20 protein-coding genes are annotated in these 24333 nt (G+C 71.8%); 7 read left to right on the forward strand and 13 right to left on the reverse strand.

Annotation, left to right across the window (positions count from 1 at the left end; all coding sequences use genetic code 11):
• Positions 1-94: 94 nt before the first annotated feature.
• The 7 genes from argF to BFF78_RS11580 form a co-directional block, all read right to left on the reverse strand.
• Positions 95-1123, reverse strand: a complete 1029-nt coding sequence (argF, locus tag BFF78_RS11550) for an ornithine carbamoyltransferase (RefSeq protein ID WP_069778243.1) — start codon at positions 1121-1123, stop codon at positions 95-97.
• 97 nt (positions 1124-1220) lie between these two features.
• Positions 1221-2444, reverse strand: coding sequence for an arginine deiminase (locus tag BFF78_RS11555; protein WP_069778244.1), 1224 nt, complete (start codon positions 2442-2444; stop codon positions 1221-1223).
• An 89-nt stretch (positions 2445-2533) separates the two neighbouring features.
• Positions 2534-3064 carry a DUF5825 family protein gene (locus BFF78_RS11560; protein ID WP_069778245.1) on the reverse strand — a complete coding sequence of 177 codons (531 nt, stop codon included), beginning with the start codon at positions 3062-3064 and terminating at the stop codon, positions 2534-2536.
• Positions 3061-4908, reverse strand: a complete 1848-nt coding sequence (locus BFF78_RS11565; protein ID WP_069778246.1) for a RiPP maturation radical SAM C-methyltransferase — start codon at positions 4906-4908, stop codon at positions 3061-3063. The genes BFF78_RS11560 and BFF78_RS11565 overlap by 4 nt, the downstream gene beginning before the upstream one ends.
• A 202-nt stretch (positions 4909-5110) precedes the next feature.
• Positions 5111-7693, reverse strand: a complete 2583-nt coding sequence (locus tag BFF78_RS11570; RefSeq protein ID WP_069778247.1) for a polynucleotide kinase-phosphatase — start codon at positions 7691-7693, stop codon at positions 5111-5113.
• A complete protein-coding gene (locus BFF78_RS11575; protein WP_069778248.1) occupies positions 7690-9153 on the reverse strand; it encodes a 3' terminal RNA ribose 2'-O-methyltransferase Hen1 in 1464 nt (487 codons plus the stop codon). The genes BFF78_RS11570 and BFF78_RS11575 overlap by 4 nt, the downstream gene beginning before the upstream one ends.
• Before the next feature lie 83 nt (positions 9154-9236).
• The gene (locus BFF78_RS11580; RefSeq protein ID WP_069778249.1) at positions 9237-10178 is read right to left on the reverse strand and encodes a hypothetical protein; all 942 of its coding nucleotides are present in this window, start codon (positions 10176-10178) and stop codon (positions 9237-9239) included.
• A 122-nt stretch (positions 10179-10300) separates the two neighbouring features.
• Between BFF78_RS11580 and BFF78_RS11585 the strand changes: the two genes are divergently transcribed.
• On the forward strand, positions 10301-11218 hold the full coding sequence (locus tag BFF78_RS11585) for a D-alanyl-D-alanine carboxypeptidase family protein (RefSeq protein ID WP_069778250.1): 918 nt from the start codon (positions 10301-10303) through the stop codon (positions 11216-11218).
• 92 nt (positions 11219-11310) lie between these two features.
• Here BFF78_RS11585 and BFF78_RS11590 read toward each other — a convergent pair whose 3' ends face one another.
• Positions 11311-12234 (reverse strand): LLM class F420-dependent oxidoreductase, encoded by a 924-nt coding sequence (locus tag BFF78_RS11590; RefSeq protein ID WP_069778251.1) that lies wholly within the window; start codon positions 12232-12234, stop codon positions 11311-11313.
• 183 nt (positions 12235-12417) lie between these two features.
• On the opposite strand from BFF78_RS11590, the gene BFF78_RS46820 reads away from it, so the two are divergent.
• The gene (locus tag BFF78_RS46820; RefSeq protein ID WP_165289359.1) at positions 12418-12588 is read left to right on the forward strand and encodes a hypothetical protein; all 171 of its coding nucleotides are present in this window, start codon (positions 12418-12420) and stop codon (positions 12586-12588) included.
• Between the two features lie 18 nt (positions 12589-12606).
• On the opposite strand, the gene BFF78_RS11595 is transcribed toward BFF78_RS46820, so the two are convergent.
• From BFF78_RS11595 to BFF78_RS11610, 4 genes are all read right to left on the reverse strand, one after another.
• Positions 12607-13140, reverse strand: coding sequence for a DUF6099 family protein (locus BFF78_RS11595; RefSeq protein WP_069778252.1), 534 nt, complete (start codon positions 13138-13140; stop codon positions 12607-12609).
• A gap of 166 nt (positions 13141-13306) precedes the next feature.
• Positions 13307-13723, reverse strand: a complete 417-nt coding sequence (locus BFF78_RS11600; protein WP_418346650.1) for a nucleotide pyrophosphohydrolase — start codon at positions 13721-13723, stop codon at positions 13307-13309.
• On the reverse strand, positions 13675-14880 hold the full coding sequence (locus BFF78_RS11605) for an AAA family ATPase (RefSeq protein WP_069778254.1): 1206 nt from the start codon (positions 14878-14880) through the stop codon (positions 13675-13677). Before BFF78_RS11605 ends, BFF78_RS11600 begins: the two co-directional genes overlap by 49 nt.
• A gap of 745 nt (positions 14881-15625) precedes the next feature.
• Positions 15626-16045, reverse strand: a complete 420-nt coding sequence (locus BFF78_RS11610) for a cell division protein SepF (protein ID WP_069778255.1) — start codon at positions 16043-16045, stop codon at positions 15626-15628.
• Between the two features lie 195 nt (positions 16046-16240).
• On the opposite strand from BFF78_RS11610, the gene BFF78_RS11615 reads away from it, so the two are divergent.
• On the forward strand, positions 16241-18004 hold the full coding sequence (locus tag BFF78_RS11615) for a hypothetical protein (RefSeq protein WP_418346651.1): 1764 nt from the start codon (positions 16241-16243) through the stop codon (positions 18002-18004).
• 48 nt (positions 18005-18052) lie between these two features.
• Here the strand turns inward: BFF78_RS11615 and BFF78_RS11620 are convergent, their stop codons facing one another.
• Positions 18053-18568 carry a YceI family protein gene (locus BFF78_RS11620; protein WP_069778257.1) on the reverse strand — a complete coding sequence of 172 codons (516 nt, stop codon included), beginning with the start codon at positions 18566-18568 and terminating at the stop codon, positions 18053-18055.
• A gap of 147 nt (positions 18569-18715) precedes the next feature.
• On the opposite strand from BFF78_RS11620, the gene BFF78_RS11625 reads away from it, so the two are divergent.
• The 4 genes from BFF78_RS11625 (at position 18716) to meaB (ending at position 24303) form a co-directional block, all read left to right on the forward strand.
• Complete coding sequence (locus BFF78_RS11625) at positions 18716-19225, forward strand: MarR family winged helix-turn-helix transcriptional regulator (protein WP_069778258.1); 510 nt, start codon at positions 18716-18718, stop codon at positions 19223-19225.
• An 85-nt stretch (positions 19226-19310) separates the two neighbouring features.
• Complete coding sequence (locus BFF78_RS11630) at positions 19311-21110, forward strand: methylmalonyl-CoA mutase family protein (RefSeq protein ID WP_069778259.1); 1800 nt, start codon at positions 19311-19313, stop codon at positions 21108-21110.
• Entirely contained in the window at positions 21110-23284 is a 2175-nt protein-coding gene (gene scpA / locus BFF78_RS11635) for a methylmalonyl-CoA mutase (RefSeq protein ID WP_069778260.1), read from the forward strand. The genes BFF78_RS11630 and scpA overlap by 1 nt, the downstream gene beginning before the upstream one ends.
• Before the next feature lie 14 nt (positions 23285-23298).
• On the forward strand, positions 23299-24303 hold the full coding sequence (gene meaB / locus BFF78_RS11640; RefSeq protein WP_069778261.1) for a methylmalonyl Co-A mutase-associated GTPase MeaB: 1005 nt from the start codon (positions 23299-23301) through the stop codon (positions 24301-24303).
• Positions 24304-24333: the final 30 nt, after the last annotated feature.

Raw genomic sequence — 24333 nt, forward strand, 5'->3', positions numbered from 1 at the left:
TCTGGGTGGTGCGGGCGACCGGGTGGGGTCGCGGCGGTGGCGCCGGGTGGGGTGGTTCCGGGCCGCCGGTCAGGATAAGGCCTGGTGACGGGGGTCAGGTAATGCTGTGCGAGGCACCCGCCAGGGTGGCCACGAGGACCGCCTTGATGGTGTGCATCCGGTTCTCCGCCTCGTCGAAGACGACGGAGTGCCCGGACTCGAACACCTCGTCGGTGACCTCCAGCTCGGTCAGTCCGTGCCGCTCGTGGATCTCGAGGCCGACGGCGGTGCCGAGGTCGTGGAAGGCCGGCAGACAGTGCAGGAACTTCACGTCCGGGTTGCCGGTGGCGCGCAGCACGTCCATGGTCACGGCGTACGGGCCGAGCAGCGCGATGCGCTCGTCCCAGACCTCCTTGGGCTCGCCCATCGACACCCAGACGTCGGTGGCGATGAAGTCGGCGCCGCGCACGCCCTCCAGCACGTCGTCGGTGAGCGTGAGCCGGGCGCCGGAGACGCCGGCCAGCTGCCGGGCCACCTCGATGATCGTCTCGTCCGGCCACAGCAGCCGCGGCGCGACGATCCGGACGTCCATGCCGAGCAGGGCGCCGGTGACGAGGTAGGAGTTGCCCATGTTGTAGCGGGCGTCGCCGAGGTAGGCGAAGGCGACCTGGGTCAGGGGCTTGTCGGTGTGCTCGGTCATGGTGAGCACGTCGGCGAGCATCTGGGTGGGGTGCCACTCGTCGGTGAGGCCGTTGTAGACGGGGACCCCGGCGTGGGCGGCCAGCTCCTCGACCACGCCCTGGCCGTGTCCGCGGTACTCGATGGCGTCGAACATCCGGCCGAGGACCCGGGCGGTGTCCTTCACGGACTCCTTGTGCCCGATCTGCGAGCCGGACGGGTCGAGGTAGGTGGTGTGGGCGCCCTGGTCGGCGGCGGCGACCTCGAACGCGCAGCGGGTGCGCGTCGAGGTCTTCTCGAAGATCAGGGCGATGTTCCGGCCGCGCAGGTACTGCGTCTCGGCCCCCGCGTGCTTGGCGGCCTTCAGCTCGGCCGCCAGCTCGACCAGGCCGCGGAACTCCTCCCCGGTGAAGTCCAGCTCCTTGAGGAAGTGGCGGCCGGCGAGGGCGGTCGGGACTGTCGCCATGGGGGCGCTCCAGAGATGCGGGAACAGGAATTACTGGAATTCTATACGACCTCCAGCATTTATATACAGCCTCCCCGGGTCCGCTCGGTCACACCGGTCATACGGGATCCCGCTCGACGGGGCAGCTCATGCACCGGGGCCCGCCCCGGCCCCGGCCCAGCTCGCTGCCCGGGATCTCGATCACCTCGATGCCCTGCTTGCGCAGATGCGTGTTGGTGGTCGAGTTGCGCTCGTAGGCGACGACGACCCCGGGCTCGACGGCGAGCACGTTGCAGCCGTCGTCCCACTGCTCGCGCTCGGCGGCGTGCACGTCCTGGGTGGCGGTCAGGACGCGGATCTCGCTCAGTCCGAGGGCGGCGGCGATCGCCCGGTGCATGTGCTCCGGTGGGTGGTCGGTGACCTTGAGCTCCTTGTCGGCGGCACCCGGCTCGATGGTGTAGGAGCGGAGCATGCCGAGACCGGCGTACTGCGTGAAGACATCGCCGTCGACCATCGACATCACGGTGTCGAGGTGCATGAGGGCGCGCTTCTTGGGCATGTCGAGCGCGACGATCGTGCGCGCCGACCCGGCCGCGAACAGCTTGTGCGCGAGCATCTCCACGGCCTGCGGGGTGGTGCGCTCGCTCATGCCGATGAGCACGGCGCCGTTGCCGATGACGAGGACGTCCCCGCCCTCGATGGTGGACGGGTAGTCGGCCTGCCCCTCGGACCAGATGTGGAAGGCCTCGCCGCGAAAGAGCGGGTGGTGCCGGTAGATCGCCTCGAAGTGGACGGTCTCGCGCTGCCGCGCCGGCCAGCGCATGGCGTTGATGGAGACACCGTCGTAGATCCAGGCGGAGGTGTCCCGGGTGAAGAGGTGGTTGGGCAGCGGGTCGAGGAGGAAGTCGTCGAGGTCCATCACATGGAAGCGCACGGAGATCGGCTCCTCGTGCGCCTGCAGGAACTCCCGCTTGGTCATCCCGCCGACCAGGGCCTCGGTCAGTTCGCGCGCGGGCAGGGCCTCGAAGGCGGCCCGGAGGTGGTCGGTGGCGAGCGGGCCGTACTCCTTCTCGTCGAAGACCCGGTCCAGGACGAGCGCCCGCGCGGCCGGGATCTCCAGCGCCTCCGCGAGCAGGTCGCCGAAGAGGTGGACCTCGACTCCGCGGTCGCGCAGGGCATCGGCGAACCCGTCGTGCTCGGCGCGCGCCCGGCGCACCCACAGCACGTCGTCGAAGAGGAGGGTGTCCTTGTTACTGGGGGTGAGCCTTTTGAGCTCCAGGTCGGGCCGGTGCAGGATCACCCTGCGCAGCCGCCCGGCCTCGGAGTCGACGTGGTATGCCATGCCTCCATCCTGGCCGTAGCCGCCCGTCTTCACGCCCTTGTCGACCGTTTCCGACCCTTCCCTTTTTCATCTTATTGACGAGAAGCGGGTCAGATCGCGGTGCAGGGGACCGGCCAGCGCCGGATGCGCGGGGGCAGGGCCACCGCCCAGCCTCCGGCGGCCAGCACCAGCCGTTCGGCGACGAGGAGATCCACGGCCTCCCGGTCGGCCGCGTGGAGCGGCGTGGGTTCCTGGAGGCGGAGGAAGACGGCGAGGAGTCCGGGGTGGTCGAGGGTGAGCCGTACGGCCGTGCCCCGCTCCCTGCGGTCCAGGACCGTCACGAACCCGGGCCCGCGGCGGTGGTAGAGCGCGCCGTACCGGTATCCGGCCCGCCAGGACGTCAACTCGCCTTCGCTCCCCGGCAGTTCGGCGGGCGGCGGCAGATGGCGCAGGACACCGGCGTCGTACGACGGCCTGCCCGTCGCCCGCCAGGTCACCTCCAGGCCCTGGCTCAGGCACTCGCGCAGGAAGCGCACCGCCTCCGCCGTCCGACGGTCCGCGCCGCTCAGGTCCAGCGGCTCGGCCACCTCGACCCGCCGCCCGGTGAGCCGGTACGCCACGGTGGCGGACAGCGGGGTCATACGGCGTCCTCGGGCAGACGGACCGGCTCGCCCCAGGTCGGCAGCGACACATAGGTGGCTCCGTCGCGGAACAACAGGCCCAGATCCAGGGCCTGTCGGACCCAGTCGGTCACGGCGTCCGGGGTCGGCCCGTCGCCGTCGGCGGTCAGCTGCCGGTGCAGCGCCGGTACGGTCCGGCCGTCCTCCAGCCGGCGCAGGGCCTCGGCCTGCCAGCCGGTGAAGCGATGGGTGGCCGCCGGCCGGCCGTGCCGCCGGTCGTGCACCCAGAGCTCCGCACCGTCCTGCTCGAACAGCAGCCGGGAGTGCGCGTGACCGGCCCGCCACGCGGCCACGGCGTCCTTCAGGCGCCGCTCGACCGGGCCCGCGATCCCGGCGTCCTCGGTGTCGAACAGGTAGACCAGGTCGGCGAGTTCGTCCTCGGGCAGCTCGTAGACGTGCCGGTACATCCGGGCCGGGCGGCGCTTGCCGAAGCCGAGGTCCGGGTCGGTGAAGTGCGGGCTGAACCGCTCCAGCTGGATGCGGTGGGCGCCGCTCGGCGGCTGGAGGTGGACCAGCGCGGGGAGCTGGTCGATCACCGGGGTGTAGTCGTCGGCCGTCTCGCCGGGGAAGCCGTAGAGGAGGTTCCAGGAGCAGGTCAGCGCGTGGTTCTCGCACTCGCGCAGGGTGCGGACGTTACGGGCGCCGGTGACGCCCTTGTCCATCAGGTCCAGCACCCGGCTGCCCAGGCTCTCGATGCCGGGCTGGATGTGCACGGTGCCGGACTCGCCGAGGAGCTTCAGCTGGGCCGGGGTGAGGTTGGACTTGACCTCGTAGTGCAGCCGGAGGTCCCAGCCGCTGCCGGCCACGCGGGGCAGGAAGTCCCGGAAGTAGGCCATGTCGATGATGTTGTCGACGGTGACCACGTCGAGGATGCGGTGCCGGCGCACCAGCCGGTCGATCTCCGCCCACAGCCGCTCCCCCGGCTTGGCCCGGAACGTCATCGCGGTGCCGTTGAGCCCGCAGAAGGTGCAGTGGTGCTTCTCGCCCCACCAGCAGCCGCGGGCGCCCTCCACGACGAGCTTCGGATGGACGTACTCGCGGACCGGGGAGGCGTCCAGCGCCGTCTGCCACTGGTCGTAGTCGGGCGCGGGGATGTCGGCGGGGGCCACGGTCCGCCGGGAGGAGGGGTTGGCGCGCGAGACCGGGCCGTCCCACCAGCACAGGCCCGGCACGTCCACGGGATCGGTGCCCTCGGCCAGGTGCCGTAACAGGGCCGGGAAGGCGTGCTCGGCCTCGCCGCGGACCACGTGGTCGACGAAGGGGTGGTTGCGGTGCAGGGCGTGGCCCATCGGCCCGTCGCAGTTGCTCCCGCCGAGGACGACCGTCAACTCCGGGCGTTTTCGCTTCAGTTCGCGGGCGAGCGCGAGGGAGGCGACGTTCTGCATGAAGGTGGTGGTGAACCCGACGACGTCCGGCTCGGCCGCCAGCACCTCGTCGGCGCAGGCGGCGACGAAACCGGCGGCGTACGGCCGCATGGCGACGGCCGTGTCGATGAAGACGTCCCGGTCGGCGGCGTAGTCCCGCAGCCGGGCCAGACCCCAGCCGGGGTCGTCGTACAGGGCACCGGAGAAGACCCAGTCGCCGAGGCCGTGGAAGATGGCGTCGCTGCCGACGCGGACGTAGTCACCCGGCCGCAGCCGGCCGCCGGAGGCTTCCAGCAGGAACTCCGCCCAGCGCAGCGAGCCGTGGAACTCCGTCACCTCCGCCTCGGGGCGGGCCTGCCGGACCAGCCGGTTCAGCAGGCCGAGTTGCAGCGAGGGAAGGTCGAGCGGATGCCAGGGCATCGTGACCAGGTGAACGCGCATGCTCAGCGGGTCGGCCGCTTCTCCAGGACCGCCGGCCGACGGCCGGTGCTCTGCTGCTCCTCGCGCACCACGACCTTCTTGATCTCCACGCCCACCGCTCCCCTCCCGAGACGCGAACACCCTTGTGCCGCACGGCCGTCCACCATATGGACAGGTATGTGTGCGACACAAGGGCGTTCTGTGAGGGATGGCCGGATCGCGCCTACAGCCGCGGGTCCACCGGCTCCGACTCCAGCGCCAGCACCCCGAACACCGCCTCGTGCACCCGCCACAGCGGCTCCCCGTCCGCGAGCCGGTCCAGGGCCTCCAGGCCGAGGGCGTACTCGCGCAGGGCGAGGGACCGCTTGTGGTTCAGGAACCGCCGGCGGAGCCCCGCCAGGTTGTCCGGGCGGGTGTACTCGGGGCCGTAGATGATCCGCAGGTACTCACGGCCGCGGCACTTGATGCCGGGCTGCACCAGCCGGCCGTCCTGGTTCCGGACCAGCGCGCCGACCGGCTTGACGACCATGCCCTCACCGCCGCGGCCGGTCATCTCCAGCCACCAGTCGACACCCGCCCGCACCGACTCCGGCTCGCCGGTGTCGACGTACAGCCGCCGGGTGGTCTGCAGCAGTCCGGTGCCGTCGTGCTCCACCAGCCGGTCGATCAGGGCCAGTTGCTCGTCGTGCGGCAGCGCGGCGAGGCTGCGGCCCTGGACGGCCAGCAGCTGGAACGGGGCCAGGCGCACGCCGTCCAGGCCGTCCGTGGTCCAGCAGTAGCGGCGGTAGGCGGCGGTGAACGCGGCCGCGTCGGCGGCACGTTCGCGCTGCCGGTCCAGCAGGCCGGTGACGTCGACGCCCCGGGCCGAGGCGGCTTCCAGTGCGGCCAGCGCGCCGGGGAACACCGCGCCGGACGCGGCGCCGACGGCCGCGTACTGGCTGCGCAGCAGCCCCGAGGCCTTCAGCGACCAGGGCATCAGCTCGGCGTCCAGCAGCAGCCAGTCGGTGGCCAGTTCGTCCCAGAGGCCCGCTTCCGTGATCGCCGAGCGCAGCCGGCCGAGGATGTCCTCCGTCACCGTCTCGTCGTCGAAGAACGGCCGGCCGGTGCGGGTGTAGAGGGACCCCGTGGGACCTCCACCGCTCTCGGCTTCGCTCGAGCGGGAGGTGCCCCCATCGCCGAAGCGCTTGCGGGCCGCCTCCGCGTCCCGGCACACCAGGGCCACGGCCCGCGAGCCCATGTGCTTCTCCTCGCACACGACCCGCTCGACGCCGTCCGCCTCGTACTGCGCGAAGGCTTCCTTCGGGTGCTCCAAGTAGCCCTCTGCCTGCGAAGTCGCCGTCGGTGCCATGGTCGGCGGCAGGTACGGCAGCAGGCGCGGGTCGGTCGCGAAGCGGCTCATGACCTCCAGGGCCGCCGCCGCGTTCTCCTCGCGGACCGCCACCATGCCCGCGTGCCGGGTCTCCACGGCCCGGCGGCCGTACACGTCCGCCAGGTCCAGCGGCCGGCCGTCCCGCCCGCCGGGCGCCTCGGCGCGCAGCGGACGCGCCGGCTCGTACCAGACCCGCTCGGCCGGTACGTCGACCAGCTGCCGCTCCGGCCAGCGCAGCGCGGTCAGCTTGCCGCCGAAGACGGCACCGGTGTCCAGGCAGATGGTGTTGTTGAGCCATGTGGCCTCCGGCACCGGGGTGTGGCCGTAGACCACTGCCGCACGGCCCCGGTAGTCCTCCGCCCAGGGGTAGCGCACCGGCAGCCCGAACTCGTCGGTCTCGCCGGTGGTGTCGCCGTACAGGGCGTGCGAGCGGACCCGGCCGGAGGTGCGGCCGTGGTACTTCTCGGGCAGGCCGGCGTGGCAGACGACCAGCCTGCCGCCGTCGAGGACGTAGTGGCTGACCAGGCCCGCCAGGAACCGCCGTACCCGCTCCTTGAACTCCTCGCTCTCGCCCTCCATCTGCGCGATGGTCTCGGCCAGCCCGTGGGTGTGCTGGACCTTGCGGCCCCCCAGGTAACGGCCGTACTTGTTCTCGTGGTTGCCGGGCACGCACAGCGCGTTGCCCGACTCGACCATCGCCATCACCCGGCGCAGCACACCGGGGGTGTCCGGGCCGCGGTCGACCAGGTCGCCGACGAACACGGCGGTACGGCCCTCGGGGTGCACGCCGTCCGTGTAGCCCAGCTTGGCCAGCAGCGACTCCAGTTCGGCGGAGCAGCCGTGGATGTCGCCGATGATGTCGAACGGGCCGGTGAGATGCGTCAGGTCGTTGAACCGCTTCTCGGTGACGACGGTGGCGCGCTCCACCTCCTCGGCGCCGCGCAGGACGTACACCTTGCGGAAGCCCTCGCGCTCCAGGTGCCTGAGGGACCGGCGCAGTTCGCGGATGTGCCGCTGGATGACCCGGCGGGGCATGTCGGCGCGGTCGGTGCGGGCCGCGTTGCGCTCGGCGCACACCTCCTCCGGCATGTCCAGCACGATGGCGATGGGCAGCACGTCGTACTTCCTGGCCAGCTCGATCAGCTGGCGCCGGGCGTCCTGCTGCACGCTGGTGGCGTCGACGACCGTGCGGCGGCCGGCGGCCAGCCGCTTGCCGGCGATGTAGTGCAGGACGTCGAAGGCGTCCCGGGTCGCGCTCTGGTCGTTCTCGTCGTCGGAGACGAGACCGCGGCAGAAGTCCGAGGAGATCACCTCGGTCGGCTTGAAGTGGCGACGCGCGAACGTGGACTTGCCGGAGCCGGAGGCGCCGACGAGGACGACGAGGGAGAGGTCGGTGACGGGGAGGGCCCGCCCCTTGTGCTCTGTTGCCCCGGTCATGCTGCCTTCGCCTCCTTCTCGGTCCTGGTCACGAACACTGCCATCTGGGTGGGCGGTCCCACCTCGGGGTCGTCGGGTCCGACACCCCGGAACTCCACCGCGTAGCCGTGCCGTTCGGCGACCGCCCGCGCCCAGGTGCGGAACTCCTCCCGCGTCCACTCGAAGCGGTGGTCGCCGTGCCGGACGTGCCCGGCGGGCAGGGTCTCCCAGCGGACGTTGTACTCGACGTTCGGCGTCGTCACGAGGACCGTGCGCGGGCGGGCGTGCCCGAACACGGCGTACTCCAGCGCGGGCAGCCGGGGCAGGTCGAGGTGCTCGATCACCTCGCTGAGCACGGCGGCGTCATAGCCCTTGAGCCGGTTGTCGGTGTAGGCGAGCGAGCCCTGGACGAGCGTGACCCGGGACGCCTGCCGCTCCCCCATCCGGTCCAGCTTCAGCCGCCGGGCGGCGATGGTCAGGGCCCGCACGGACACGTCGACACCGACGATCTCGGTGAACCGCACGTCCTTCAGCAGCGCCTGCACCAGCTGGCCCTGCCCGCACCCGAGATCGAGGACGCGCGCGGCACCCGAGTCGCGCAGGGCGTCGAGGATCGCCTCCCGGCGCTGGACGGCGAGCGGGGTGGGCCGCTCCTCCTCCTCGGCCTCGGCCCCGACCGCGTTGTCGATCTCCTCGACCTCGCTGTCGTCGGCCTCGGCGAGCCGCACCAGCTCCAGCCGCTCCATCGCCTGCCGGGTCAGCGACCAGCGGCGGGAGAGGTACCGGCTGGTGATCAGCTTCTGCTCCGGGTGGCCGGGCAGCCAGCCCTCGCCGGCCCGCAGCAGCTTGTCGACCTCTTCGGAGGAGACCCAGTAGTGCTTGGCGTCGTCGAGGACCGGCAGCAGGACGTACAGATGGCGCAGCGCCTCGGCGAGGGTCAGCGTCTCGGCCTCCAGGACGAGGCGGACGTACCGCGAGTCGCCCCACTGCGGGAACTCGGTGTCGAGCGGGACGGGATCGGCGCTCACCGTCCAGCCGAGCGGTTCGAACAGCCGGCGTACGAGGTCCGGGCCGCCGCGCGCGGGCAGGGCGGGCACCTCGATGTGCAGGGGCAGCGGGCCGGCGGCGCGCTCGGGGCGGGCGGCGCACACTCCGCGCAGGGCGCTGGAGAAGACGCCGCTCAGCGCGACCGCGAGCAGCGAGGAGGCCGCGTACGGACGGTCGTTGACGTACTGGGCGAGCGCCGCGTCGGGTGCGCCGCCGCGGCCCTTGCCCTTGCCCCGCCGGACCAGTGCGAGGGTGTCGATCTCCAGCAGCAGTGCGGCCGTGCAGCGCTGGTCGTCCGCCTCGGGGTAGAAGACGTGCGCCCTGCCGTAGGACGTGGAGAACTTCTGCGCCTTGTCGGGGTGCTTGTGCAGCAGATACCCGAGGTCGGTGGCCGGGTGGGCGGCGTCGCCGCGTGTGGAGATCGTCAGGAACACGAGTCCGAGTCTTCCGGTATCAGAGCTCGCCGACCACCGTTTTTCGCCACCGGGCGGGCGCCGGGCCCGGTGCTCGCGGTTGCTCAGGACGCGTGGCCGACGATCGTCCGGGCGTTCCTCATGGCTCGCTCGTCCGCCGCCCGCATGGCCTGCAGTTTCTCCTTGTTCCGGGCGATGGCGGCCTTCTGGGCGCGCACTTCGACGGCGTGCACGGCCGGGACGTAGCCGGTGTCGAGCTTGCAGCGGGCGTCGGCGGAGGCGGTCGTCTTCTCCTTGTCCGACGGCTTGTCGTGCCCGAACCAGTCGGAGTCGTAGGAGGCCTTGTCCGGGTCCGGGTAGTGGAAGCCCTTCTTCTTCATGCGGGCCGACCAGGCGCGGTCGGCCTTCTTCCAGGCCGGGTCCTTGCTCGCGGTCTCGCGGGAGGTGTGCCAGAGTTCCAGGGCGAGCGAGTAGTAGCCGGACAGCTTCACGCCGTCGACCTTCGTCGCCTCGGGCGGCGGGCCGTAGATCTTCCGTGTCGCCTGTCCCAGGCAGCCGCCCTCGGGGATGCGGTGCCCGTGTGTGACGTGGCTGTCTCCCGACTCGAAGCTTCCCGTGAGGGCGGTGTACTGGTCGGCGGGCCACACCTGGGGCCGGCCGGACGCGTCCGGCTCGCGGTTGTGGTAGCCGTGGTCGGCGGCCAGGTCGGGGTCGTCGACGCCGTACGGGCTGTTGTCGCCGGGCATGTCGTCGTCTTCCGTGAGCGTGCCCTGCCGGACCGGGTAGGTCGACTCGACGGTCTTGGTGTCGAACATCGCGAAGCCGGTGAAACCCAGCCGCACCATGCACTGCTTCCCCAGGATCCACTGGGCCCTGTCGACGGTCCTGACGCCGTCCGACGCCGGATCCGGGATATAGGCGTGCAGCGGGAGGGCCGCCATGGTGTTGAGGCTGCGGGCCTTCTCGGCGAGGCCGTCGTGACCGGCGAACTGGCAGGCGGACAGGGCGAACAGGCCGGTGAGGGCGAAGGGGAGAACTTTGCGCACGCGGCCATCCGATCAGGCCCGGGTCCCGGACGCCGTGATGGAGCCCACACTTCCGTCACACGTCGTACACAGTTACGGCATAGTGATCCACCGTCAACTGACCACTGACTCAAGGGGGAACCATGTCCCACGGCCACGAAGTCCGCACCGGCAGAAGAGCCGTCGTCGCGGCGCTGGCGGGTGCGGTCCTCGGCACGGGGGTCCTCGCGGCCGCTCCCGCCCAGGCGGCCACGACCCCGCAGGTGTCGGCCCAGGGCGCCTACGCGTTCAACCCGGCCACCGGCAAGACGCTGTTCGGCAAGGCACAGGACGCACCGCTGAGGACCGGGTCCACGACGAAGATCATGACCGCGCTCGTGGTGCTGTCCCAGCCGCACCTGGACCTCGGCAGGAAGGTGAACATCAAGAAGGAGTACACCGACTACGTCATCGACCCCACCACGCACACCCAGCGCTATTCGAGCGCCCACCTGATCCTCGGCGACTCGATGAAGGTGAGCGACCTGCTGTACGGGCTGCTGCTGCCCTCGGGCTGCGACGCGGCCTACGCGCTTGCGGACACCTACGGCACCGGCCCGACGACGGCCCAGCGGACCAAGTCGTTCATCGCCAAGATGAACGCCAAGGCACACGAACTGGGCCTGACCGGCACGTACTTCGACTCCTTCGACGGCGTGTCCAACGGCAACAACCACGCCTCGCCGCGCGACCTGGCGAAGCTGGCCGGCGTCGCGCTGAAGAACTCGACGTTCAAGCGGGTCGTCGGCACCCCGGTGTACAAGGACATGCAGTCCTACCGGCCGGGCGGCGGAACGCACGCGATGACACCGTGGGAGAACACCAACAAGCTGCTCGGCACCTACCGCGGCGCGATCGGCGTGAAGACCGGCTCCGGGCCGGAGGCGCAGTTCTGCCTGGTGTTCGCGGCGACCCGGGGCGGCCGTACGGTCGTCGGCACCGTGCTCGCCGACACGTCGGCGGACCAGCGTTTCAGTGACGCCACGAAGATCCTCGACTACGGCTTCGCGCAGAGCGGCTGAGCCTGTCCGGCCGGGGGCCGCCGTCGCCGAGCCAAGGTGACGTCGGGGCTCCCTCCGCCGGTGCAGGGGCGGAGGGAGCGGTGCGGAACGGGTTACGACAGCTGCGACTGGACCTGGGCCGAGATCAGCTCCAGGTGGTCCAGGTCGTCGAGGTCCAGGACCTGCAGATAGATCCGCCGGGAACCGATCCCGGCGTACCGGCCGATCTTGTCCACGACCTCCGCCGGGGAGCCGGCCAGGCCGTTGGCCTTCAGCTCGTCCACCTCGCGGCCGATGGCGGCGGCACGCCGGGCGACCTCCTGATCGTTCCGGCCGACGCAGACCACCAGCGCGTTGGAGTACGTCAGCGCGTCCGCGCCGCGGCCGGCCTCCTCCGCGGCGGCACGCACCCGGGCGAACTGCCGCTCGCTGTCCTCGACGGAGGCGAACGGGATGTTGAACTCGTCCGCGTACCGGGCGGCCAGCCGCGGCGTACGGGTCGCGCCGTGGCCGCCGATGAGCACCGGGACCTTCTTCTGGGCCGGCTTGGGCAGTGCGGGCGCGTCGGTCAGGTCGTAGTACGTGCCGTGGAAGTCGAAGCTCTTGCCGACCTCGGTCGCCCACAGCCCGGTGACGATCGCGAGCTGCTCCTCCAGCCGGGCGAACTTCTCCTTCGGGAACGGGATGCCGTACGCCCTGTGCTCCTCCTCGAACCAGCCCGCGCCGAGGCCCAGCTCCACCCGGCCGCCGGACATCTGGTCGACCTGGGCGACCTGGATGGCGAGCACGCCGGGCAGCCGGAACGTTCCGGCGGTCATCAGCGTGCCGAGCCGGATGCGCTTGGTCTCGCGGGCCAGTCCGGCCAGCGTGATCCAGGCGTCCGTGGGACCGGGCAGGCCGCCGGCGCTGCCCATCGGGAGGTAGTGGTCGGAGCGGAAGAAGGCGTCGAAGCCGAGGTCCTCGGTGGCTTTCGCCACCGTGAGCAACGTGTCGTAGGTGGCGCCCTGCTGGGGCTCGGTGAAGATTCGAAGGTCCATACATCTATCCTGCACGCCGCAGGCCACGTCAACCTCGTTGGTACCACCGGGCACGGCCGTCCCCGGTCGGGTGAAAATCGCCTGTCCGGCGCGCCGGGCGCGGCACGGCCGGTGACCGGCCCCGGCGATGATCGTTGGGCCGTCGGAGCCGGATGGTCCGGCGCCCGCGCCGAGGAGGCCGTCATGTCCGAAGAACTTGGCTCCGCCGGTCAGAGAGTTGACTCCGCCGGCCGGCCGAAGGGGTTGCTGGAGGAGTTGGAGGAGCTGATGGCCGCGTTGAACGCGGATCTGTCGGCGTTGGCCGACCTGCCGGCCAGGGAGCGGGGCTCAGCCGAGGACGCCGGCCTCGGCTGACGTCAATCGCCGGACGGGTTACTTCAGTTGCTCCTTCTCACAAGGCACCCGACCTGCGGTTCTGGCCGCCGTTCGGGCTGTGTTCCGGCTGTCGTCCTCCCGTAACGTCTCCTCCCGTGCCGCCAGCTTGCGCAGCATCTCCAGGACGCGGTCGCGGGACTCGTCGGCCGCGTCGATCGCCTCCATGCACTGCCAGTACGTCGTCTCGTCGTCCGCGGCGCTGGCCATGCCGACCAGGGCTATGCCCACCTCGCCGAGCAGGCCCCCGAGGCAGAGCAGCGTCTCGCGGGCGTCGTCCAGTTCGGTGAGCTGGGCGGCACGCAGGTCGCCCAGGTCGACTTCGGGCGGGTCGAGGACCCCGCAGCCGCGGCCCGCCAGTTCGGTCAGGCCGAGCGCCTCGCCGCGCAGCTCCGGCGGGCCGGAGACCGCGAGCCTGCTGCCGATCGCCTGGGCCAGGGCCTGCGCCTGCCAGACCTCCGCCATGACCTCGCCCGCGTCGGCGCCGGCCGCCAGCGCACGCCTGCTCGTGAGAATGAGCCGTACCGCATCCATGCGTCGCCCCCGTCCTTCCGTGTGCTCCGTCGCACGCCCTTTTGAACTCCCTTGTCCACTACCCAGAGTGAAGGCGCTTGGAGCGAAAAGCTAGAGGTAAACGGAAATCTCTGGACAACAATTCGGATTCGAGCGGTGAATTGACTCCGGAGAGTGATAACGGAGTTCAGCCCTCCGGCAGTTGAGGGCGCTCGGGTCCGCCCTGCGCCCCCGGCGCCGGGAAGCGCTGCTCATTGCGGTCGATCTTGGCGGCCAGAGCCGCCAGGGGGTCGATGCCCAGGGCTTCGCAGAACTGGAGCAGGTAGGCGAGCACGTCGGCGACCTCGTCGGCGACCCGGTGCGCGGTGCCGGGGTCGTCCATCACCCGCGCGGACTCCTCCGGGGTCAACCACTGGAAGATCTCGACCAGTTCGGAGGCCTCCACGCTCAGCGCGGCGACGAGGTTCTTGGGCGTGTGGTAGGGCTGCCAGTTCCGCGCGGCCGCGAACTCGGCGAGCTTGCGCTGGAGTCGGGCCAGGTCGAGGGGGTGTTCCGTCACGCGTCCAGGTGTACCACCGTGACACCCTCGATCCCGACGGCCCATGAGGCGTCGCTCACCGCGCCCACGCACCGGATGTGCCCGCGCTCGCCCATCCGGACCGCCGTCCCCAGCAGTTCCCGGCGCTGGGACGGGTCGAGGCAGCGCTCGAAGCCGTCGGCGAGGACGGTGAGGGTGCGCAGGGCGTCGGGCACCTCGCCCGGGGCGTCCAGGTCCAGCACGCCGGGCCCGGTCAGCAGCACCAGCGTCAGCGCGAGATAGCGCAGTTCGCCGTCGCCGAGCCGGGCCAGTCCGGTGCGCGGGCCGTCGCCGCGGTCCAGCACCGCCCGTACGGTGCCGTCCGGTAGCGGCTCGGCGACGAGATCGGTCACCTGCCCGGCGCAGCCCGCGCGCAGCGCCTCGACCAGCAGGGCGTGCCGGCGGCCGCACTCGGCGCGGGTGCGCCACAGCACGTCGGCGAGGTTGTCGCAGCCGGGCAGCAGCCGGCCGGAGCCGGTGGGGACGGGGGTGCGCATGCGCTCGGGGCGGGGGTCGCAGGGGAAGACGGAGCGCAGGGCGACCACCATCTGCTCGGCCGCGGCGAGCACTTGACGCTGCCCGTCCGTCTTGCCGGCCACGCGCAGCGGGAGCAGGGCCGTGCCGAGGCGGTCGTCGGGGAGCGGGGCGCGGGTCACCGGGGCGGAGCCCGCGGTGTGCCAGGCGGCCTGGACGGTACGGCGCCCGGGGTCGCGCAGCGCTGTCTCCAGCAGGACCACCCCGCCCGCGGTCAGCCGCTCCCCCACGATCCGCAGGTCCGGTTCGGCCTGTACGGCGATGTCGAGCCGGACCGGGCCCTCGGCGCCGTCGGCCGTGCATCCGATCCGGAAGCCGCGCCGGCCTCCGGCGTCGGGGCGGGCCCGCTGCGGCACACAGGCGAGGGGATCCTCGAACGCCTCGAAGAGCGGGGCTCCGCCGCCGAGCCGGGCGAGCGCCTCGTACGCCGCGAGCGCGGTCGTCTTCCCCGCTCCGCTGCGCCCCGCGAACAGGGTGACGGGCCCCAGCGGAAACCCGGCCCGCCGATGCCCGGCGAAGGCCGACAGCCGCAACTCGGTGATCCGGGCCCGCACATCGACGGACTCGGGCGACTTACGCGACTGCGCGGGGACGCTCGCAGCGGATACGTCGGCCGCCGGAGGCTCGGCGGACACGGGTGACACGGCCATGCCCGGACGCTAGAACTCCCCCACACCGCCGAACCGTTTTGCCCTCCCCGCGTTCCTTCGATCGGGGGACGAACGCCGGGCAGACGGGACGACCGGGGCGATCCGGCAGACGGCCGGGGACGGGGGCGGATGAGCAATCGAGGCGGTCCGGCGATCGATACGGTCGGGCGGACGGGCGGACGGGCGATGGGGACAGTGGGGCGATCGGGCGGACGGACCGACGGACGGGCGGACCGACGGCCGGGCGGAGGACGGACGGGCAGACCGACAGACGGACGGACCGACGCCGTCGCCGCGGTCCAGCACCGCCCCAACGGTGCCGTCCGGCAGCGACTCGGGACGGACGGACCGACGGACGGGCAGACCCGCAGGCCGACGGACGGCAGACCGGCAGACGCGCAGACCGGCAAACGGGCAGACGGATGGTCGCAGTCGGGACCGGAGGCACTCGGTCAAGTGACAGCGGGCGACGGCGACCGGGGCCACCCGGACACACCGCCGCCCGCGTGCACACCACCGCACGGCCGCCGCCACCACGGAAACGCACCGGCCGACACCACGGCCTCCCCCGAAGGCACGGCACCGACCGCCCGACCAGGCAGCCCCACGTCCCGCACGCACCCCGAAGACCCCGGACTCAGCCGCCGGCCGAGGCCCGCCGACCGGCACCGCAGCACCCGGCCAGGAACGCCCGCGACTCGCACGCGCCCCGTGGACACCGGGCTCAGCCGCCGCCGGGTCCCGCTCAGCCCCCCGACACCCCCACGCCCTCCATCAGCCCGCTGACCTCCGTGCCGGGTGGGGTGAGGAGGAACACATTGCGGTCGACGCGGTGCATTCCGCTGCCCAGGCCGAAGACCACGCCCGTGCTGAAGTCGAGGACGCGCTTGGCGACTTCGGTCTCCGCGCTGGTCAGGTCGAGGAGCACCGGCGCGCCGGCCATCAGGGTCTCGGCGACTTCCCGGGCGTCCGCGAAGACATTGACCCGCAGCACCACGAACCGGCGCCGGGTCTCGGTCTCGGCGTCGGGCAGGGACCGGTGGTTCACCGCTGACGGCCAGGCGTCCCGGCCCCGTAGCGGCACGACCTGGGCGAGCCCCTCCCACTGTTCATCGGTGACGTCGTAACGGCTCACCGGCTCCCCCCGACCTGACTCGCACTCCATGCCTGCACCAGCCAATTCTTACGCCAAGTCACCCGTTCGGCCCAACAACGACACACTGCGCCACCGATCCGGTGTCACACCACCGGGGGCGACCTGCGGCACATGTACGATTACGTCCGGTTCTTACCTCCCTCATACCGTTCTCTTCACGCCGGGCCACTTGCCGGCCATCCACCCCCGCTAGCGTCCACTCCCGTGCACTTGGCAGAAACACAGCAGGTGACAGCCGGCCGGCGGTCGCAGTCGGCGGTGTCCGCCGTACCGGTCCCCCGCGCGGCGGTCCACGAGTCCCCCGCCCAGTGGCATCGGGTACTGACGTTGCTCGCCGACGTGAGCCTGTTCATCGGCACGCGCTCGGTGTGGGCACAGGCGGCCACGCACCGACTGGCGCTCGCGGCGGCCATCTCGGTCTGTTACGCCTCGATCCTGGTGACCGGCGTGCTCGCCCTGACGGTCCGCCGGGCGCGTTCGCTGGCCCGCCTGGACCTCGTGGTCCTGGTGACGGCGATCACCCTCACCCTGTGCGCCTGGGCGCTGAACCACGCCGGCGGCGACGAGGCGGTCCTCACCACCCAGGCCGCCAAGGAGATGGTCAACGGGCACCAGCTCTACGACCATCCGTGGCCGTGGCTCTTCCACCTCAGGGGCGTCGCCCTGACGGCGACGACGACCGGCGGTTACGACTTCACGTACGGCTATCCCCCGCTGACCCCGCTGATCACCGCGCCCTTCCTGTGGCTCGGCCACAACGGCGCACCGGCGACGGCGGCGGTGACGGTCGTACTGATCGTGGGCACGGTCGTCATGTGGCGCCTGCTGCCGACGCCCTGGCGTTCCGCGGCCACGATGGTCTGCCTGGGCTTCAGTTTCCTGCCGATGTACGCCCGTCAGGGCTACCCGGCGATCGTCGGCCTGGTTCTGCTCGTGCCGGTGGTGGTGCGCTGGCCGCGGTTCGGTGCCGGGGGCCGGCTGGGCCCGGCCGGGATCGCGCGGGCCGCGTGCATCGGCGCCGCGTGCGCGGCACAGCAACTCCCCTGGTTCGTCACGCCGTTCCTGCTGGCCGGGATCTATGCCGTGCGCCGCGGCGAACTCGGCGGGCGGGAGGCCGCGCGGGTGGTGCTGCGGATCCTCGGGATCGCGGCCCTCACCTGGCTGCTGATCAACGCGTACTTCATCGTGACCGAGCCGGGACCGTGGCTGGGCGGCATCGCGCTGCCGCTGACGCAGGGCGCGGTGCTGCACGGCCAGGGCCTGGTGAGCATCTCGCTGTACTTCACCCACGGCAGCGACCGGCTCGACTGGTACGGCCACGCGAGCATGCTGCTCGCCGCGGCCCTGCTGGCCCTGTTCGTGCTGTTCGTCCGGCGGCTGGGTCCGGCCGCGACCGTGCTGCCCTGGTGCGCCTTCTATCTGGCGACCCGTTCCCAGGACGGCTACTACCTGATGATGACGCCGCTGTGGCTGGCGGCGGCGATCACCGTGCCGCTTTCGGACGTCTCGCGCGCGTGGCAGCCGCGGCCCCGGTGGCTGACCGGCACGCGTCGCCGGCCCGCCCTGGTCGCGGCCGTGGTGCTGCTGGTGGCGCCGGCCCTGGTGAGCGCGACCCTCGCCGTGACGGGCGGGCCGCCGCTGCGGATGGACATCACGGCGGTCCGGCACCCGGCCGCGCACACGGTCTCCGCGGTGACCGTGAAGGTGACCAACACCGGCGACGACGCGCTCACCCCGCACTACATGATCACCACGGGCCAGGGCATGAGCCGGTACTGGACGCAGGTGCGCGGACCGGCCACGATTCCCGCCCACACCACGGCGACCGTCGAACTCCGGGCCCCGTTCGGCAAGTTCACGGTGCCGGCGAAGCACAGCACCCGGCTGCGGCTGCGCGCGTTCACGGCGACCCCGCAGACGCTGTCCACGCGGGATGTGAAGCGGGCCGAGCTCGGCCCCGCGGGCTGACGTCGCTCGGCCCCGCGGGCTGACGTCGCTCGGCCCCGCGGGCTGACGTCAGGAGGCCGCGCGGATGAAGCGCAGCCCGGCCGTCACCGTGGTGAGGCCGCGCATCATGCCGAGCTGGTTCCAGCCCATGCCGAACTGTTCGCGGTCGACGGTGAACTCCGCGTCCAGGGTGAGCCCCTCGGCGTTCGCGTCGGTCAGGCGCGCGGTGAAGGTCAGGGGCCGGCTGATGCCCCGCACGGTCAGCTGACCGGTGACCCGTACGCCGTCGCCGTCGAGGCGGTCGGCGCCGCGGACGGCGAGGGTGATCTCCGGGTGGTGGTCGGCGTCGAAGAAGTCGGCCGAGCGCAGGTGGGTGTCCCGCTTGGCGCTCTTCGTGTCCAGGGAGGCGGCGTCCAGGGTCACCGTGCCGGCGGCCGAGCCGTCGGGCCGCACCTCGCCCCGGCCGCTGACGGCGGTGAAGGTGCCCTTCACGGTGACCAGGCCCCACATGGTCTTGTGCCGCAGCCCCACGGTGGACGCGGCCGGGTCGAGCTGCCAGGTGCCTGTCTGCACGGCGACGGTCATGGTCGTACTCCCGAATCAAGTGGTTCAAATTTGGATGACTACCGTCACGCTAGCGCCTCATCCAAATTTGAACAACCCGCTCGTCCAAACTTGAACAAGCCTCTTGGCTCCTCTCGTCCAAAATTGGACAACAGGTAGACTCGACCCATGCCCGCCTCCGACGCGCACCCCGCCGCCCCGTTCACCTGCCCCGCCGCGGGAAGCGGACTGCTGCCCGACGAGCTGCGCGCGTGGATGATCCTGCTGGCCGCGACAGGCGCCGTGGAGCAGCGGATGCGGTCGGTGGTGAAGGAGACCCTCGGCGTCTCCCACGACGAGTTCCTGATCCTGTGCCTGCTGGCGGAGCAGCCCCGCACCGGACTGCGCATGACCCAGGTCGCCGATCTCCTCGGCCGCCCCAAGACCCGGCTCACCTACCAGATCGCCTGCCTCCAGCACGCCGGCCTGATCGCCCGTACGTCCGTGTGCGGCGACAAGCGCGGGGTCCAGGTCGCCCTCACCGACAAGGCGCGCGAGCTGCTGAGCGAGACCTCCACCCTGCTCGCCGGAACCGTGCGACAGGCCCTCGCCGACTCCATGGGCCCCGATCAGCGGGCCGCCATGTGCGCGCTGGTCCCCGATCTGCCGGATCCTGAGGGCGAGCCCTCCGGCGGCTGAGCGGCGCAGGTCACAAGCACAAGTGGAGAAAGCTCACAGGCGATTGCCCTGACCGGCCCGAGCCGCCTGCCCTACCATCCGACCCATGACGGTCCTGCCTGACGACGGGCTCCCACTGGCCGCCGAGTTCCCTGACGCGACACACGAGCAGTGGCAACGCCTGGTCGAGGGTGTGCTGCGCAAGTCGGGCAAGGAAGTCTCGGGCGAGGCAGCTGAGGACGCTCTGTCCACGACGCTGGAGGACGGGCTGCGCACGCGCCCCCTCTACACCGCGCGCGACGACGCGCCCGACCCCGGCCTGCCGGGCTTCGCCCCGTATCTGCGCGGCGGCCGCCCCGAGGGCAACACCGTGGGCGGGTGGGACGTACGGCAGCGGCACACCGCCCGCACGGACAGCGCCGTCCTGGCCGACCTGGAGAACGGCGGCACCTCGCTGTGGCTGGTGCTGGGCGAGGGCGGCATGCCCCTCGCCGAACTGGGCCCGGCGCTGGAGGGTGTGTACCTCGACCTGGCGCCGGTCGTCCTGGACGCGGGCCGGGACACCGAGCGGGCGGCCGAGGCACTGCTGGGGCTGTACGCGGACCGGGGTGTCGACGCGCAGGCCGTACGCGGCAATCTGGGCGGCGACCCGCTGGGGTACGAGGCCCGTACCGGCACGGCGCTGGACTTCTCGCCGTACGCCGCCCTGGCCGCGCGCTGCGCCGAGCAGTACCCGGGTCTGCGCGCCCTGACCGTGGACGCGCTGCCCTACCACGAGGCGGGCGGCTCGGCCGCGCAGGAGCTGGGCGCCTCGCTCGCCACCGGTGTGGCGTATCTGCGGGAGCTCACCGAGGCGGGGCTGAGCGTCGAACAGGCCGCCGGGCAGCTGGAGTTCCGCTACGCGGCCACCGCCGACCAGTTCCTCACCATCGCCAAGCTGCGCGCCGCGCGCCGGCTGTGGGCCCGGATCGCCGAGGTCTGCGGGGCTCCCGGTGCGCAGGTGCAGCACGCGGTGACCTCGCCGGTGATGATGGCCCGCCGCGACCCGTGGGTGAACATGCTCCGCACGACCGTCGCCACGCTCGCCGCCGGGGTCGGCGGCGCCGACTCGGTGACCGTCCTGCCGTTCGACCACGCACTCGGCCTGCCCGACGCGTTCGCGCGCCGGATCGCCCGCAACACCTCCACGATCCTCATCGAGGAGTCGCACCTGGCCCGGGTCATCGACCCGGCGGGCGGCTCCTGGTACGTCGAGCGGCTCACCGACGAACTCGCCCAGGCCGCCTGGGAGTTCTTCCGGACCATCGAGCGCGACGGCGGCCAGGCGGCCGTGCTGCGCTCCGGCCGGCTGCGCACCGACCTCGCGACGACCTGGGCGGAGCGTTCCAAGAAGCTCGCCAAGCGACGCGAACCCATCACCGGCGTCAGCGAGTTCCCGCTGCTCGCCGAGAAGCCGGTGGAGCGCGAGCCCGCGCCCGAGCCGCCGTCCGGCGGTCTGCCCCGGGTGCGCCGGGACGAGGCGTACGAGGAGCTGCGCGCCCGCTCCGACGCCCATCTCGCGGCGACCGGCGCCCGTCCCCGGATCTTCCTCGCGACGCTGGGCCCGGCCGCCGCGTACACCGCGCGCGCCACCTTCGCGGCGAACCTCTTCCAGGCCGGCGGCATCGAGCCGGTGACCGAGGGGACCTTCGCGGACAGCGGCGCCACCGAGGCCGTGCTGTGCTCCAGCGACGCCCTGTACGCCGAACAGGCCGAGCAGACCGCCGAGTCCCTGCGCGCGGCGGGCGCCCGCCATGTGGTCCTCGCGGGCCGGGGCGAGTACGCCGGCATCGACTCGTACGTCTTCGCGGGCTGCGACGCCATCGACGTCCTGTCCGCGACCCTCGACCGCATGGGAGTGTCCTGATGGGAATCCCCGACTTCTCCGGCATCGAGCTGGGGACACCGGCCGCCGACGGCAGTGCCGATCAGTGGCGTGCGGCCGTCAAGCGGGCGACCGGGAGCGAAGGGCCGCTGTGGGAGACCCCGGAGGGCATCGGGGTCAAGCCGCTGTACACCGGCCGTGACCTGGAGGGCCTGGACTTCCTGGGCACCTACCCGGGCATCGCGCCGTATCTGCGCGGCCCGTACCCGACGATGTACGTCAACCAGCCCTGGACGATCCGCCAGTACGCGGGCTTCTCCACCGCCGAGGAGTCCAACGCCTTCTACCGGCGCAACCTGGCGGCCGGCCAGAAGGGCCTGTCGGTCGCCTTCGACCTGCCCACGCACCGGGGGTACGACAGCGACCACCCGCGCGTGACCGGCGACGTCGGCATGGCCGGCGTGGCCATCGACTCGATCTACGACATGCGGCAGCTGTTCGACGGGATCCCCCTCGACAGGATGACCGTGTCGATGACGATGAACGGCGCCGTGCTGCCGGTGCTGGCGCTGTACATCGTGGCTGCGGAGGAACAGGGCGTACCGCCCGAGAAGCTGGCCGGAACCATTCAGAACGACATTCTGAAGGAGTTCATGGTCCGCAACACCTACATCTATCCACCGAAGCCGTCGATGCGGATCATCTCCGACATCTTCGCGTACACCTCGCAGCGGATGCCCCGCTACAACTCGATCTCCATCTCCGGGTACCACATCCAGGAGGCGGGCGCGACGGCCGACCTGGAGCTGGCGTACACCCTCGCGGACGGCGTCGAGTACATCCGGGCGGGCCGGGAAGCGGGCCTGGACGTGGACGCGTTCGCACCGCGCCTGTCCTTCTTCTGGGCGATCGGCATGAACTTCTTCATGGAGGTCGCCAAGTTGCGGGCGGCGCGCCTGCTGTGGGCCAAGCTGGTCAGCCAGTTCGAGCCGAAGAACACCAAGTCCCTCTCCCTGCGCACCCATTCGCAGACCTCGGGCTGGTCGCTGACCGCGCAGGACGTCTTCAACAACGTCACGCGTACGGCCGTGGAGGCGATGGCCGCGACCCAGGGCCACACCCAGTCGCTGCACACCAACGCCCTCGACGAGGCGCTCGCGCTGCCGACCGACTTCTCGGCGCGCATCGCCCGCAACACCCAGCTGCTCATCCAGCAGGAGTCGGGCACCACCCGGGTCATCGACCCGTGGGGCGGCAGCGCGTACGTGGAGAAGCTGACGTACGACCTCGCGCGCAAGGCCTGGGCGCACATCCAGGAGGTCGAGCAGGCGGGCGGCATGGCGCAGGCCATCGACGCCGGCATCCCCAAGCTGCGCGTGGAGGAGGCCGCGGCCCGCACGCAGGCGCGGATCGACTCGGGGCGGCAGCCGGTGATCGGCGTGAACAAGTACCGCGTGGAGAACGACGAGGCGATCGAGGTCCTCAAGGTCGACAACTCCGCCGTACGCGCCCAGCAGATCGACAAGCTGCGGCGGCTGCGCGCGGAGCGGGACGAGCAGGCCTGCCGGGACGCGCTCGACGCGCTCACCCGGGCGGCCGACGGCAAGGAGAACCTGCTGGAGCTGGCCGTGCACGCGGCCCGCGCCAAGGCCACCGTCGGCGAGATCTCCGACGCCCTGGAGAAGGTGTACGGCCGGCACGCGAGCCAGATCCGTACGATTTCCGGCGTGTACCGCAACGAAGCAGGCCAGTCCCCGAACGTGGACCGCACCCGTGCCCTGGTGGACGCCTTCGAGGAGGCCGAGGGGCGCCGCCCGCGCATCCTGGTCGCCAAGATGGGCCAGGACGGCCACGACCGCGGCCAGAAGGTGATCGCCACCGGCTTCGCCGACCTCGGCTTCGACGTCGACGTCGGCCCGCTGTTCCAGACCCCGGAGGAGGTCGCCCGCCAGGCGGTCGAGGCGGATGTCCATGTGGTCGGCGTGTCCTCGCTGGCCGCGGGGCACCTGACCCTCGTCCCGGCGCTGCGCGAGAAGCTCGCCGAGGAGGGCCGCGAGGACATCATGATCGTGGTGGGCGGGGTGATCCCGCCGCAGGACGTGCCGACGCTGCTGGAGATGGGCGCCGCGGACGTGTTCGGGCCCGGGACGGTGATCCCGGACGCGGCGTACGACCTGGTGCAGCGGCTGGCGGCCGACCTGGGCCACGAGCTGTAGCGGGGGCTCTCGGGGTGGCATCGATCGATCTCGACACGTATGTGAAGGGCGTGCTGGACGGAAAGCGAGCGATCGTGGCCCGCGCGATCACGCTCGTGGAATCCACTCGCCCTGCGCACCGGTCGCTGGCGCAGGAGTTGCTGACCCAGCTGCTCCCGCACAGCGGCCGGGCGCGGCGGATCGGCGTCAGCGGGGTGCCGGGTGTCGGCAAGTCGACATTCATCGACGCGTTCGGCACGCTGCTGACCTCGCTGGGCCACCGGGTCGCCGTCCTCGCCGTGGACCCCTCCTCGACCCGCACCGGCGGCTCCATCCTGGGCGACAAGACACGGATGGAGCGCCTGGCGGTCGATCCGAACGCCTTCGTCCGCCCCTCCCCCAGCGCGGGCACGCTGGGCGGGGTCGCGAAGGCCACCCGGGAGTCCATGGTGGTCATGGAGGCGGCGGGCTACGACGTGATCCTGGTCGAGACCGTAGGCGTCGGCCAGTCGGAGACGGCAGTGGCCGACATGGTCGACTCCTTCCTGCTGCTGACCCTGGCCCGGACCGGCGACCAGCTGCAGGGCATCAAGAAGGGCGTCCTGGAACTGGCCGACGTGATCGCCGTCAACAAGGCGGACGGCCCGCACGAGCGCGACGCGAAGGCCGCCGCCCGCGAACTGGCGGGCGCGCTGCGCCTGATGCACGGCAAGGAGGCGTTCTGGACCCCGCCGGTGCTGCACTGCAGTGCCCGCGACTCGGCCGGCCTCGATGTGGTGTGGGACCGCCTGGAACAACACCGTACGCTGCTCGACTCCACGGGCCGGCTGACCGCCAAGCGGCGCGATCAGCAGGTCGGCTGGACCTGGTCGATGGTCCGCGACGAGCTGCTGGGCCGCCTGCACGCCGACCCGGCCGTACGCGAGACCGCCCCGGACCTCGAACGCCAGGTGAGGGAGGGCCGGTTGACGGCGACACTGGCCGCGGAACGGATTCTGGAGGCGTTCGGGGGGCGCACGACTCCCCTGGCGGAGGCCTGACATCGAGGTCCTGTTCGGCGAACCTCGACG

Source organism: Streptomyces fodineus (assembly GCF_001735805.1).
Classification (GTDB): Bacteria; Actinomycetota; Actinomycetes; order Streptomycetales; family Streptomycetaceae; genus Streptomyces; species Streptomyces fodineus.